We start from the raw sequence: 14265 nt of genomic DNA, 5'->3' as shown, positions 1-14265 counted from the left end.
ACGTTGCTCGTTGTTCAGTTTTCAAAGAACTTGTATTTCTATTTAAGCAGCTAATGTCTTGTGTCATCAGCGCTTAATTATTATATCCAATCGACATTTTCTTGTCAACAACTTTTTTTGAAGTTGTTTTTGTTGTTTCTTTCAACAAGTTTCGTGTCGAAGTGACAAGAAATAATTTATCATATATCCCCCCATACTTGCAACAAGAAAAAAATTACATTTGATATAAAGTGATGAAGAGCGGTATATAATATGCCGCCCTTCATCCTTATTACCTAGTAGGCGCTGTCATTCTGTCTGTTTGGTTCACTGTATTATGAGAATGCTCTCCGTCTCCGGAAATCAAAACACCGTCCTTAATCGTAACGATCCGATCACATAAGTCGAGCACACGTTCATCGTGGGTGACCATGACAGCAGCTTTTTGTCTAGATTTCACTTCGGCAGCGAGCATCTCCACTACTGCTCTGCCCCGCTTGGAATCAAGGCTCGCTGTTGGTTCATCTGCTAGTATAAGATTAGCGTCATTCATCATCGCTCGTGCGATCGCAACACGCTGCCGCTCTCCGCCAGACAACTTATCCGGATAGTGATGCATGCGATGCACCATATCCACTTCTTTCAGCAGTTCCACCGCTCTATCATTCGCAATCTGGTCACTGCATTTCGCCAGCTTCGCCACTAGACGTAGTTGGTCAATTACCGTTAGATAAGGCACTAGATTAGAGGATTGAAACACAAACCCGATATGCTCTAACCGAACACGATTAAGCTTTCCCGGAGATACAGCAGTAACATCCGTGCCTCCAATCATAACGCGGCCGCTCGTTGGAGTAAGCAGTGCACCTGCAATGGAGAGGAACGTACTTTTCCCCGAGCCCGATGGGCCTACAACCGCAACAAACTCACCTTTGCCCACACGAAGCGATACTTGGTTAAGAGCCGTTACTACAGTGTCCCCTTCCCCATAGCTTTTGCATACTTGATCCATTACGAGTATATCTGTCATCTACTCCACCCTCCCAATCGCTTCTATGGCATCTACCTTCGCAATTCGACGAAGTGACAATAACGCGCCTACGATGGAGACCCCGATAAGCAGTGCCGAGTATGGCGCAAGTACACCTACTCCCAATTCAAACGGCATCGTATCCGGGAACATAGAGGTCATCCCGAAGGTTAACCCAATACTGAGCGCAACCGATACAATCGCAAGCAGTGCCACTTGACCTATTAGATTGGTAGCCAGGTAAGAGGTGCTCGCCCCAATCGCCTTAAGAACGCCGAACTGATTCGTTTTTTGCAACGTAATAACATAGAAGAACACGGCCTGAACAAACGCTGCTATCACTACTAAGAAGGACAGCATCATGGAAAGCGAGCTCTGTTCTTCCTTATATCCTGGAATCCCCTTCAGCGCTTCCTGCTTCGTCACGAGCTGAATTCCTTCTACTTTATCAGCAAGAGTCTGTTTGATTGCTTCATCTCCAGTAACCGCTACTGCATTTAGATGCGGCATTCGCTGGTCAAGGGAAGTCATAAGCGACTTCAATCCCTCCATGTCCATAAAGACGACCGGCATATGACTTATCGACTGATGCTCCGCAAAACCTACTACATTCAAAACTGCGTCAGTATCTTTAATATGAAGCGTATCTCCCAGCTTGACACCCTTCGTCTTAAGCGACGCATCCACTACAACCTCATGGTTCCCGCTTCCGGACAATGATCTTCCTTCCGTAACCTTCGGCATAAGGATGCTGTTGTGTTCAATTGCGAACAGGGTTACATCAACTTTTTTGTCCGCCTGCTCTGACGCCACTGTTAGCATCGTCTGAATAAGTGGAGCTGCAGCCGTTACTCCCTCTTGTGCTCTGATCTCATCAAGCTTCTCTTCTTTCAGCGAGGAACGATTCAATTTATTATCGCTATCTGCTTGGAAGACAAGATAGTCTGCATTCATTTCCTTAATGGCTGACGTTGTTGCAGCTGATAGACCATTTGCAAGCCCTGATACGATAAACGTCAAACAGGCAACCAGCACCATAATGAGTCCGATGAGCATAAATCTCGATTTGGCATGCTTCATTTCTCGAATCGCCAAGAACATCTCTCATTCACTCCTATCTACTACAGAATTCAAGTTCAAAGGCAGCGACCTACCGCATAGCAAGCCTCTTCTGCTTCGGTATTCCGAGTCAAGCTCTAACCGAACTTCTCTGTGAACATGTTCTTATTGTAGATAGGCTTCATGAACCGAATATGAACATCCGATTACAGTTCGACTTATTATAGAAGGAAGAATTAAAGTTGTCAGCGTGTTCGACACCTGATCATTATTGAATGGGGAAAGCAATAATACTAGTACTTATGAAGGAACAAGTTCACTGTGGATACGGAGCACAAATTCATTGTCCAAGTGAAGAGGCGATCGTTTGCCTACAAAAAAAGAGCAAGTATTTACCCCATGATGAGATAAATACCCGCTCCTATTCTTGTAGCAATTATAGCAATTACATTGTTACATTCAATTCGATACGAGCCGCGCTCTCTGGAAGCTTCACACGAAGCTCCTGACGTGCTGCATCATAGCTCCAACCAGACGCTTGCTTAGCCAACTGCTCAGCAGATACGGATTCGCCGAGTTCGCCAACGCTCTTCGGAGCAGATGCAAGACCGATCAGACGGAAACAGATGCTGTCGCGCTCGGACTCATAGCCACGTGTTGTATATTCCGCAGACAACAGAATTGACTGTTCGAACTCTGTCACTTGGATCAGCATTTTGTTCCATTTGCCGTTCTCGTATTCGAACGTCAAGCCGTCATCCTCATACCACTCCAATTGAGAAGTATGGCCTGCACCTTGCAAGTAAGCCACTGCCGCCACATACTCTTCTGCAGCCTTCTCGCCTGCATGCTGACGTACCGGCCCTTGCAACAGAATAGCTCCTGAGCGAACGAAGATCGGAAGCTTCTCAAGCGGTGCATGCACATGAATATGCTGCTTGCCTGCAAAGCGTTCCCCGCTCCAGTAGTCCACCCACTCGCCTTCTGGCAAGTATACGGAACGATATTGCGTATTCGGGCGATAAATCGGTGCGATAATAACCGAATCGCCGACCAAGAACTGATCACACAGGTTGTATACTTCAGGATCTGTCGGGTATTCCAATACAAGCGGACGCATGAATGGAAGCCCTGTTGTTGAAGCTTCATAGAACCAGTGATACAGGTAAGGCATCCATTCATAACGCATCGAAATGTACTGCTGGCAGATCTTCTCGATTTCTTCACCGAACGACCATGGCTCCTGACGAAGCATATCGATCGCACTATGGTTGCGGACATATGGGAAGAATACGCCCATTTGCGTCCAGCGAGCAAGCAATTCGCCGCTAGTATGGTGTGCAAATCCACCGATATCTGGACCTGCAAACGGAACACCGGATACACCCAGGTTCAATACCATTGGCATTGCCATAGACATATGCTCCCAGAAGCTGCGGTTGTCGCCTGTCCATACGGCTGCATAGCGCTGCACACCGCTGTAGCCTGCACGTGTCAAGACGAACGGACGCTTGCCTTCAAGCAACGCCTTTAAGCCTTCGTAGCTTGCTTGGGACATGAACATGCCGTACAAATTGTGAATTTCACCATGCGTCTTGCGGTCGCCTTCATTTTTATGAATGACGTTCACGTCCATCGTCTTCGTTTCATTGAAGATTGCTGGCTCGTTCATGTCGTTCCAGATGCCATCGATGCCGAGTTCGGTATAGAAGCTCTGCTTCTCCTTCCACCAGTCACGCACGCGTGATTCCGTGAAGTCTGGGAATGCACTCTCTCCAGGCCATACTGGCCCTGTATAGATTTCGCCTTCCGCTGTCTTACAATAAAAGTCGTTGTCGACACCTTCCATATATACCGCGTACAACGGATCCTTCTTCACGCCTGGATCGACGATCGGCACGATGTGGAAGCCAAGCTCCTTGAGCTGATCCATCATGTCCTTCGGATTCGGGAAACGATTCTCATCGAATGTGAAGACACGATATCCGTTCATATAGTGAATGTCGAGATGGATAACATCACATGGAATTTCCTTCTCACGGAACGTATGAGCCAAGTTCAATACTTCCTGCTCATCCATGTAGCTGTAACGGGATTGGTGATATCCAAGTGCCCATTTCGGCGGCAGTGGCATACGTCCTGTCAAATCACCGTAGCGGATAATAACATCCTTCATCGATGGCCCTTCGATCCAATACAAATCGAATTCGCCTGTCCATGTTTGCATCATCGCCATATCGGCAAACGTACGCATGTCGAATACGGTTTTGCCTGGATTATCCAAAAACAAGCCATAGCTGTTGCCTTGGTTCAATACTGTTAGGAATGGAATGGATTGATACAAAGCTTCCATTTCCGGCACATGCGGTGCATATACGTCGGAGTTCCACATCGTATAGCGCTCGCCGCGCTTGTCGAGGAATCCTGTTTTCTCACCGAGTCCGTAGATATGATCGTCCTTGTCCAAGGCAACAAATGCTGTATAGTCACCCACGGATTCACGGTTGCGCTGCAGGCTAACCAATTCCACATTCGGCTGGTTCTCATTGCAAATGCGAAGCGCACCGGATTGACGATTCACTTCGAGAAGCGTATGACCAATTGTAATGGACACAAGCTCATCCGTAGTAGCCCACTTCACGGCTTGTGGAGTACGGCTGTCCTTGTTCACGATTGCCAGGGACGTCTTCCAGTCCGGCTGATGTCCTCTATATGTCTTGATGCGGATTACTCCGGCACCAACTGAAGTGATTGCGAGATTGAAGTATTTACCGACTAGCCATAACGAACCATCTTGCTCAGCAACACGAGAGATCGCTCCTAGCTGTACACCTGTCTGTGTATGTGTCTGTTCACTTGCATTGTCCGGATGTATAGCTGCACTAGTATCTTGCATGATAATCCCTCCGCTGTTCTACCCTAGAATTTGTATCGTCCGCTTTTTGATCACGAGATCATTTACGATGCAACCGGGCATCGAGTCTTGCATTTACTCATGGAGTTCATGCAACCTTCTCCTTGATGCAAAGCGGACTTTCTACCTAAGTTTAAAACTCATTTTTCCCTGCACATACCACAGGCTCATCAGCCCTTGCTTGCACCTGCTGTCAAGCCTTCCACGAGGAAGCGCTGCAGGTACAGATAAAGAAGTGCAATCGGAACTGCGATTAATACCGCACCTGCTGCAAACATCGTAAAGTTCGTAGACGCATTGTTAACCATATCGTACAGACCAATCGCAAGTGTGTAGTTTTCCTTGGAACGAATGATAAGTTTAGCGAAAATAAAGTCGCCCCATGCGCCGGCAAATGTCATCAGCCCTACGTACGTAATCATTGGCTTCGACAATGGCAGCATGATTTTACGGAATACGATCCAGTGCGTCGCACCATCAATACGAGCGGATTCTTCTAAGCTCTTCGGAATCGTATCGAAGAATCCTTTGACCACAAACGCTCCCAGCGGTGCGCCTGCTGAATAGACGAGAATCAATGCAAGATGTGTATCGAGCATGTTCAATTGCAGCAACAAGAGGAAAACTGCGATCATACTCATGAAGCCCGGAAACATACCGATAACGAGCATCCCGGACATGAGGTTTTTGCGGCCATAGAACCGAAACCGCGATAATGCATATGCCGTCATGACGACGAGAATGACACCAAATACCATGTTGCAAAACGCAATTTTTAACGTATTCCAATACCAAAGCCCATATTGATATTCCTTAGACGTGAACAGACTGATATAGTGTTCAAATGTTGGATTGCTTGGAATCAGCGATTCACTATAAATGGACGTACCTGGACGAATGGATGACATAACAATCCAAATCGTCGGGTACAGTACACATATCGTGATAGCAATAAGCATCAAATAGCTGAAAGCGAGACGAATACGCGACTTCTTCTTAGCTCCTGTACTCATTGGATCATGTCCTCCTCTTTGAATGATTTCGTCCGGCGGTAGCTCCAGATCGACAAGGATGCAACAATAATAAAGATGATGATACCGATCGCTGCTGCGATATTGTACTTGTTGTTATCGAGTGTCAGCTTATAGAGCCAAGTAACAAGCAAGTCGGTGCTGCCCGCATACTGGTACTCACCATTCGGCGGGTTGCCGTTCGTCAGCAAGAAGATAACGTTAAAGTTGTTGATATTACCTGCGAATTGCCCAATCAGAATTGGTGCTGTTGAGTAAAGAATCATCGGCATCGTAATGGCTTTGAATTTATGCCATGCGGTTGCGCCGTCAACTTCAGCCGCTTCATACATATCTTTAGGAATGGTTGTCAAGATCCCGATAACGAGTACCATCGTAACCGGAATACCTACCCACATGTTGACAATCAATACCGTTACTTTCGCCCAGAAAGGATCAGAGAGCCATGGAAGCTTACCTAAGCCGAAGTAGCTCAAGTATTGGTTAATAGGCCCAAATTCTCCATTAAACATGTTGCGCATGATCAAGAAAGACAATAATTGCGGAATTGCATACGGAATGATGAAGATTGTGCGCCACATGGTCTTCATTTTCACACCCGGTTGTTGAATCAAGAGTGCGACCAGAATACCGCCGAAGTAGCAGGTAACAGTAGCAAGAACTGCCCAAATAATGGTCCATGTCAGTACGCCGTAGAATGTGCCGCTCCATGTACCGAGTTGCAGAAGATCGACAAAGTTCTGGAATCCGACCCAGCTAACCAATTTTTCTGGTGGAACATGATCCGGCGCCGAATAGTTTGTAAAAGCAAGCAAAATCATAAAGATGATCGGCATGATCGTAAAGAACAATACCGCTGTTGCCGGCAGTGCCAGGAACAAGTAAGCAAACTTTGTTTCTTTGACATAAGCCAAGCTTTCAAGGAAGTTGTTCGGCGTTTTGCCTTCTTCCCGCAGCTTCCCTACTGCCTTCGCATCTTTGACGACAAGCACATAAATCCATACAAAGATAAAGAAGACGAGTAGCGTAATTAACCCTGTAATCAGCAAATGAATGGAATGGTCGCCATGAATCTTCTTGGCGATTCTCCCTACCTTCACAAATTGTGATGTTTGTGTTCCGAGCGTATAGATACCCCATACTGCTCGCGGCAAATTGTTAATCAGGTAAAACAATCCGACTGCTTCAAGCAGCATCAGCAAAATACCTTTGAGGTACTGACGATTAAAGATTTGCCCCAATCCCCAGAACAGAGCAGACAACACAGCTGCCTTCTTGCCTGTGCCAGGCGAAGCTTTCATTGGCGACGGCTCTTGCGAAGAACTATTCGTATGGTTTGCGGTTGTCGACACCGATTGTGTAGTGCTCATATCGCCTTTCTCCTTTCCTACTCTCCATTAGCTATCCAATAAGTATGCTGGTAGGCATATATCTAGGAGGTCTGTCTAACAAACAGCCCGGGCAAGCGTGATTCACTCCCCGGGCCACTTGTGTTACTCCTTACTTGATCGCATCTTTTATTTGTTTAACGGCGTTATCAAGCGCTGCCTTAGGATCTTTGCCTTTATTCAAAATGTCTGCCAAGCCTGCAGCCATTGGGCTCCATACGTTGCCCATCTCAGGGATAACCGGCATTGGGTAGGAGTTCTTGAATTGCTCAAGTACAGCTACTGTGAATGGATCGCTTGTTACTTTTGGATCTGCTGCTGCTTCTTTATTAGAAGGAACAAGACCGTTCAATTCATAGCTCTTCAATTGAGCTTCCTTCGTGGAAGCGAATTCTGCAAACAATCTTGCTGCATTTGGATATTTCGTGAAAGAGTTAACATACCAAGCTTTTACACCAGAGAATGTCTTGGACGGTTGACCGTCAATGCTAGGAATTGGAGCTGCACCAAGGTTAATGCCTGTTTTCTTCAAGTCTTGGATTGCCCAAGGCCCGTCGACGTTCATTGCCAATTGGCCGTTCGCGAACAAACCTTTCTTAACATCGCCTGTTACGTCAGACGTCGTAAGTGGAAGCACTTGCTTCGCAAAGTTTTGCAGGAACTGAGCACCCTTCAATGCGCCTTCGTTGTTCAAGCCAACGTCTGTTTTGTCAGTGCCTTCTTTACCGAATATATATCCTCCCGTGGAAGCGAGGAACAAGTAGTCATAGTAGAAGTTTCCGATTTCCCACATGTACGTATATTTTTTATTTTTCAAGTCATTCATTTTCTTCGAAAGCTCAATTACTTCTTCCATTGACTTAGGTGCTTCTGGAACAAGATCCTTATTGTAGAACATGATGAGTGTTTCTACGGAACGCGGATAGCCGTACAACATGCCGTCGTAGCTTGTTGCGTTGATTGCCAATTCAGAGTTCTGTGCACGCGTTTGCTCTTCAAAGTAATCGTTCGGCAAAAGAAGTCCGGCTGTAACCGCCTTACCCAAGTTGTCGTGAGGGAATACGACTACGTCTGCCCCGATGCCAGCTGGTCCATCATTCATCAGCTTGTTTACTTGGTCAGGTGCTGCTACTTCTTCGTATTTCACGTCAACATTGTACTTCTCTTTGAATTGCTTCGCGATTTCTTCCATAAACGTGCGAGATTCTTTACTTTCCCATACGAGAAGGGATGCGCCCTCTTCCGGCTTCAGCTCTTCGTCGCCTGCACCGTTATTCGCTGTTTCCTCATTCGTCGTTTGGTTGTTGTTCGCAGAGGAGGAATCTTTCCCGCCTGTGGAACATGCTGTGATTGTAAAGACCATCATGACTGACAACAACATTGCTACCCATTTCTTCATGTTAGAAATAGCCCCTTTCAATTCTGGTACAGGATCTGCATGGTCAATGCGCAAAGGTGAAAGCTGATGCTGTATTTCCAAGCATTTGCGCTATATTTATGCAAACCTTTGCACAATGAAGTAAAAAAAATGATTCCTTGCTAGTTATAGTGTTGTAAACGGTTACCTTCAAATCGAATTATACACACTATGCCTATCCATGTAAAGCGTTTGCATAAAACTTTTTTTTGCATTATACTTTGGGACATCAACGGAATATTTTCCATTATTAAGTGAGGTTTCGATTATGGCAGTAACCATTATAGATGTAGCTGAGAAAGCCGGCGTGTCTCCATCTACGGTATCGCGTGTTATTTCCAATGACTCTCGTATCAGTCAGAAGACAAGCCGTAAAGTACGTAAAATCATGGATGAACTCGGATATCACCCGAACGTGATGGCGAAAAGTCTTGTTACGAAAACCACGAATAATATTGGCGTTATCCTCCCCCGCCCTGCGGATGAGTTGTTCCAAAACCAATTCTTCTCCGAAATTATTCGCGGGATTGTGAGTAAAGCTGCGGCATGCCATTACGATGTATTGATGACCTCAGCAACAAATGAAGAGGAAGAAATTAAAGCAGTCGAGAGACTTGTACATGGCCGCAAGGTAGATGGCATTATCCTATTGACTGCACATAAGGAAGATCCGAGCATCACTTTCTTGCATGAAAAGAAGTTCCCATTCGTACTCGTTGGACGCAGTGAGCATTATGCCGATGTTACTTCTGTCGATAACGATAATATTGCAGCATCGCAAGCCATTACTCGTCATTTGATCGAGCTTGGACATAAGCGAATTGCTTTCGTCAGCGGCCCGTTCGAACTAACCGTGTCTAAGGATCGTCTGGATGGCTACAGCAAAGCCTTGCTGGAGGCCGGTATTCCTTTTGACTGCGATTATACATTTGAAGGCGCATTCACTCCGGAATCCGCGGGCCAGATTACAGAAAAGCTCCTTCAGCTGGAGCAGCGCCCTACTGCGATTATCGCCATCGACGACGTGGTTGCATTCGGCATTATCCGTACGCTTTGGAACAACGGGCTGCGTGTTCCTGAAGACTTCAGTGTTGTGGGCTTCAATAATACGCTATTGGCTGAAATGTGCTTGCCGCAAATCTCTAGTGTAGATATCGGTACGCATCAGATGGGTCAATCCACGGTGCAAGCTCTTGTACAGCGCATTAAGGGCGATGGCTTTGATCAAGCCCGGATTCTTATCCCGCATCAAATTATTTGGAGAGATTCTGTGCAAACGCCTGCATCAGAATAGTCTGTATGAACGATAGTTTAGTAGATCTATGAGTAATTCTGTGAATAGTTCTGTGAATAGTGCTGTTCGTAGCTCTGTCTGTAGTTGTTCGAGCGGTCGCTGTTGCTTGAGGTTGTGGACATATGTGTAATTGAATCAATCGGATCAACTCTATAGTTTGAAATACATCGATATAACCTGCAACGAGGAGAATGATCTCATGGCCATATCTAGCAAGTGGATGAATTGTTTACGAACGGCATTTCTCGTGTCGGCCTTTTCTCTCGTATTTGCAGGATGCCAGTCGCAGGCGACTGCTCCTTCTGAGGATAAGACCGTACAGGACAATAAATCTACCGAAGCTGCTTTGGGGACAGTTACAAGCAAGTTGAAACTGGCTGATGCGTTGACGCCGATGGGGACAAGCAATGGGGTCTACTATGAAATTTTCGTTCGCTCCTTCTACGACACGAACGGAGACGGAATCGGTGACTTAAACGGTGTTACGGCGAAGCTTGATTATTTGCAGGAGCTTGGGGTTAAGCACCTCTGGTTAATGCCAATCAATCCTTCCCCGTCTTATCATGGCTATGATGTAACGGACTATTACGGAATCAATCCGGACTACGGAACGATGGACGACTTTAAGCGTCTGCTTGAAGAGGCCCATAAGCGAGACATCAAGATTGTGATGGATTTCGTGGTCAATCATACGAGCAGCGAGCATCCGTGGTTCAAGGAATCAATGAAAGGCAAAGACAATCCAAAACGTGATTGGTATATGTGGGCCGAGGACTTGAAGCTTGATCCAGCAACAAGAGGCGCTTGGGGACAGCAGGCTTGGCATGAGAAAGACGGAAAGCATTATCTCGGTGTCTTCTGGGAAGGCATGCCTGATCTGCATATGGACAATGCTGAGGTGCGAGCCGAAATCAAAAAAGCAGCACAATTCTGGCTGAATCTAGGTGTAGATGGCTTCCGATTGGATGCAGCCAAGCATGTATATGAGGACTTTTACAATACGAGTCAGAATCCAGATGTCGTGCAGAACAATCAAAAATGGTGGCAGGAATTCCGCCAAGCTGTTCAAGAGGTAAATCCTGAAGCCTATCTCGTTGGCGAGGTATGGGATTCTCCAGCGGTTATTGGACCCTTCTTTAAGGATGGACTGCACTCCGCATTCAACTTCGATATGGCGAAGCGGATGATTTCGATGGTGCAGGATGAGAAGGATTCCGATATCGGTTCGATGATGAGCCGTATCTATACGTTTTACAGTAAGCAGTCAGACGGCAAGTTCGTCGACGCTCCATTCCTGACAAATCATGATCAGAATCGGGTCATGAGCGAGCTTCAAGGCAATGTGAATCATGCCAAGATGGCTGCTTCCGTACTGCTGACACTGCCAGGCAATCCATTTATTTATTATGGTGAAGAAATCGGCATGCTAGGCTTGAAGCCTGACGAACGCCTACGTGAGCCAATGAAATGGACGGCAGATGAGAAAAGTGCAGGGATGACTACATGGGAGCCTGCTTCTTCAAATAAAACGGTGACTCCTATAGAGCAGCAGATGAAGGATCCGAGTTCACTGTGGAATCATTACAAAAAGCTGATTGCGTATCGCAATTCGGATAAGGTGCTGCAGCAAGGCGGCATTCAATCGTATAAAACGAACATCTCTGAAGTAGCCGGCTATTACCGTGCAACGAAGGAAGATGCGCGTCTTGTGCTCCACAACTTGTCCGGCAAGGAGCAACAGATACAGTTGTCAGCGGACACGGCTGCTGTACTGGAGACATTGGTGTTCTCTAGTGTGGACGGCGCTGCTCTGAAGGATGGAGCTTGTACACTTCCGCCATACAGTACGATCGTGTTAGCGCCATAGACATTTGGAGTTTATAGGCTTCTGGTGAAATGGAGTGCAGTTGTCTAGCGCTGGCGATGTTTTTCTGTTTCGGCTAGGTTAGCTATGAAAAGCTATTCGCTTATTTTATTCATATTGTTAATTGTTAATGATGTTCTGATTAATACGACCATGTTAAGGGAGGACTTTAGATGTTACTCGAAGCTATTTATCACCGTCCGAAGCAAAACTGGGCTTATGCGTATGACTGTAAAACCATTCATGTGCGCATCCGTACGAAGAAAAATGATGTTGAGCGTGCTGCCGTTTATTTTGTGGACAAGTTTGATTGCGAAGGCGGTATTAGTAGAGCGGATATCGTTCCGATGACATGTTTGTATCAGGATGAGCTGTTCGACTATTGGCAAGCAGAGGTTGTCCCTCCTTTCCGTCGCTTGGCCTATGCCATTAAGCTAGAGTCCGGTACTGAGCATGTATGGATGACTGAGCGCGGATTCCAAGAGGAAGATCCTGTGCCTGCCCATCGCTGGTTCGAGTATCCGTTCTTGAATCCAGCAGATATCTTCACTCCCCCAACATGGGTAAAGGATGCGGTATTCTATCAGATCTTCCCTGAGCGCTTTGCGAACGGTGATAAGAGCAATGATCCCGAAGGTGTGCTGCCATGGGGCGGAGAGCCAAAGCCGGATAATTACTTCGGCGGGGATTTGCAAGGGGTTATTGATCACCTAGATCATTTGGAGAAGCTGGGCATAACAGCGATTTATTTTACCCCAATATTTGAAGCGACTACGAATCATAAGTATGATACGAAAAATTACATGCAGGTAGATCCTCATTTCGGCTCAAACGAGAAGTTGAAAGAGTTAGTTGAATCCTGCCATAGCCGAGGTATTCGCGTTCTTCTTGATGCGGTGTTCAATCATAGTGGTTATGCGTTCGAACCTTATCGGGATGTGCTCGAAAAGGGAGAGCAGTCCGCTTACAAAGACTGGTTCCATGTTCGCCAGTTCCCATTAGAGGTTGTGGACGGGATTCCAACATTCGATACGTTCGCATTTACACCGATGATGCCGAAGCTGAATACGGAAAATCCCGAAGTGAAGAAGTATTTGCTAGAAGTTGCGCGTTATTGGATCGAAGAAGTGGGCATCGATGGCTGGAGATTGGACGTGGCCAACGAGGTCGATCACCAGTTCTGGCGTGAGTTCCGTCAAACGGTAAAGGCTGTGAATCCAGACGCCTATATTCTCGGCGAGATGTTCCATGAAGGCATGATGTGGCTGCAGGGTGATCAGTTCGATGCGGTTATGAACTACCCGTTCACGTATGCAATGCATGATTTCTTCGCTGAAGAAAAGGTAGACGGCTTGCAGTTCTCGCAAGCGATTCAGCATCAGTTAGCGAGCTATCCACAGCAGGCGAACGAAGTGATGTTCAACTTGCTCGACAGCCATGACACGACTCGACTGCTTACGCTGTGCGGTGGCGACAAGCGGAAAATGAAATTGGCTGCCTTGTTCCAACTAACGTTCCTCGGTACGCCGTGCATCTATTACGGTGATGAAGTAGGCTTGGATGGCGGACATGATCCAGGCTGCCGCAAATGCATGGAATGGGATGAAACGAAACAAGACCAAGATCTGCTGAGCTTCTATCAGGGCGCAATCGCGCTTCGTCACGCCAATGCTGCGCTTCGTACAGGAAGCTTCCGCTTTGTTCATGCTTTGGAGAGTGACCGAGTAATTGCGTATGAGCGCGCCGATGAGGATGGACACTGGTTGTTCGTGTTGAATGCATCTGAAGAGACGCGTACGGTGAATGTAGCAGCATTCGATGGCTGTGAAGGACATTGGACGGATGTTACGCTGATCAGCGGTGAAAGTAACTGTGATGGGGTTCAAGGTTCTAGTACCGGATTGCAAGTTGAGGTAGAAGGCATGAGCTGGCGGATTTTGAAGCTGGAGAGATAATGTCTTAATGTAGAAGAAAACTCCAGTGAAAGTTAGAAGTCTAGTTGATTGGAATAATTTATGATATATTCATAATAACACAATAATGGCTTATGGGCGGTTGGCTAGTCTCCTGTAAAGGAGGTGATGCCAGTGAGTATATTTGAAGCGTTAAGTCTGATGTTCCTTTTCGGGATGTTCATTCTTGCTTTGCTCACCTACTTAAAGAAAAAGTAGACCGCCCTCTCGCAAAGGAATGCGGTCTACTTCAGTAGATGTGCTCACTTCGATAAAGCCACCCGCTCATTCAGCGGTTATTGTGGGAAGAAGGTCGCAGTTGCAGCTGCGATCTTCT

10 protein-coding genes are annotated in these 14265 nt (G+C 46.5%); 4 read left to right on the top strand and 6 right to left on the bottom strand.

The features are described from left to right. Positions 1 to 271 precede the first annotated feature (271 nt). The 6 genes from BBG47_RS19480 to BBG47_RS19455 form a co-directional block, all read right to left on the bottom strand. A complete protein-coding gene (locus BBG47_RS19480; protein WP_065293090.1) occupies positions 272 to 1009 on the bottom strand; it encodes an ABC transporter ATP-binding protein in 738 nt (245 codons plus the stop codon). Then, complete coding sequence (locus BBG47_RS19475; RefSeq protein WP_065293089.1) at positions 1010 to 2110, bottom strand: ABC transporter permease; 1101 nt, start codon at positions 2108 to 2110, stop codon at positions 1010 to 1012. A 403-nt stretch (positions 2111 to 2513) separates the two neighbouring features. Next, positions 2514 to 4964 (bottom strand): glycoside hydrolase family 31 protein, encoded by a 2451-nt coding sequence (locus tag BBG47_RS19470; protein ID WP_065293088.1) that lies wholly within the window; start codon positions 4962 to 4964, stop codon positions 2514 to 2516. A 188-nt stretch (positions 4965 to 5152) separates the two neighbouring features. Next, positions 5153 to 5995 (bottom strand): sugar ABC transporter permease, encoded by an 843-nt coding sequence (locus tag BBG47_RS19465; protein ID WP_065293087.1) that lies wholly within the window; start codon positions 5993 to 5995, stop codon positions 5153 to 5155. Next, positions 5992 to 7314: a carbohydrate ABC transporter permease gene (locus BBG47_RS19460; protein ID WP_065293095.1), complete on the bottom strand. Its 1323-nt coding sequence runs from the start codon at positions 7312 to 7314 to the stop codon at positions 5992 to 5994. The genes BBG47_RS19465 and BBG47_RS19460 overlap by 4 nt, the downstream gene beginning before the upstream one ends. Positions 7315 to 7513: 199 nt before the next feature. Then, a complete protein-coding gene (locus BBG47_RS19455) occupies positions 7514 to 8800 on the bottom strand; it encodes a sugar ABC transporter substrate-binding protein (RefSeq protein WP_065293086.1) in 1287 nt (428 codons plus the stop codon). Positions 8801 to 9086: 286 nt separating this feature from the next. Between BBG47_RS19455 and BBG47_RS19450 the strand changes: the two genes are divergently transcribed. The 4 genes from BBG47_RS19450 (at position 9087) to BBG47_RS31225 (ending at position 14147) form a co-directional block, all read left to right on the top strand. Continuing rightward, entirely contained in the window at positions 9087 to 10112 is a 1026-nt protein-coding gene (locus tag BBG47_RS19450; RefSeq protein WP_065293085.1) for a LacI family DNA-binding transcriptional regulator, read from the top strand. A 199-nt stretch (positions 10113 to 10311) separates the two neighbouring features. Next, positions 10312 to 11979, top strand: a complete 1668-nt coding sequence (locus BBG47_RS19445) for an alpha-amylase family glycosyl hydrolase (protein WP_254659874.1) — start codon at positions 10312 to 10314, stop codon at positions 11977 to 11979. 170 nt (positions 11980 to 12149) lie between these two features. Continuing rightward, positions 12150 to 13931, top strand: a complete 1782-nt coding sequence (locus BBG47_RS19440; RefSeq protein WP_065293083.1) for an alpha-glycosidase — start codon at positions 12150 to 12152, stop codon at positions 13929 to 13931. A gap of 126 nt (positions 13932 to 14057) precedes the next feature. Beyond that, positions 14058 to 14147, top strand: a complete 90-nt coding sequence (locus BBG47_RS31225) for a putative holin-like toxin (RefSeq protein ID WP_227774584.1) — start codon at positions 14058 to 14060, stop codon at positions 14145 to 14147. The last annotated feature ends 118 nt before the right edge of the window (positions 14148 to 14265 follow it).

This window comes from Paenibacillus sp. KS1, assembly GCF_001680695.1.
Lineage (GTDB): Bacteria > Bacillota > Bacilli > Paenibacillales > Paenibacillaceae > Paenibacillus_B > Paenibacillus_B suaedae.
The sequence above is the reverse complement of the archived record's forward strand: the minus strand, read 5'-3'. Positions and strand labels throughout refer to the sequence as shown.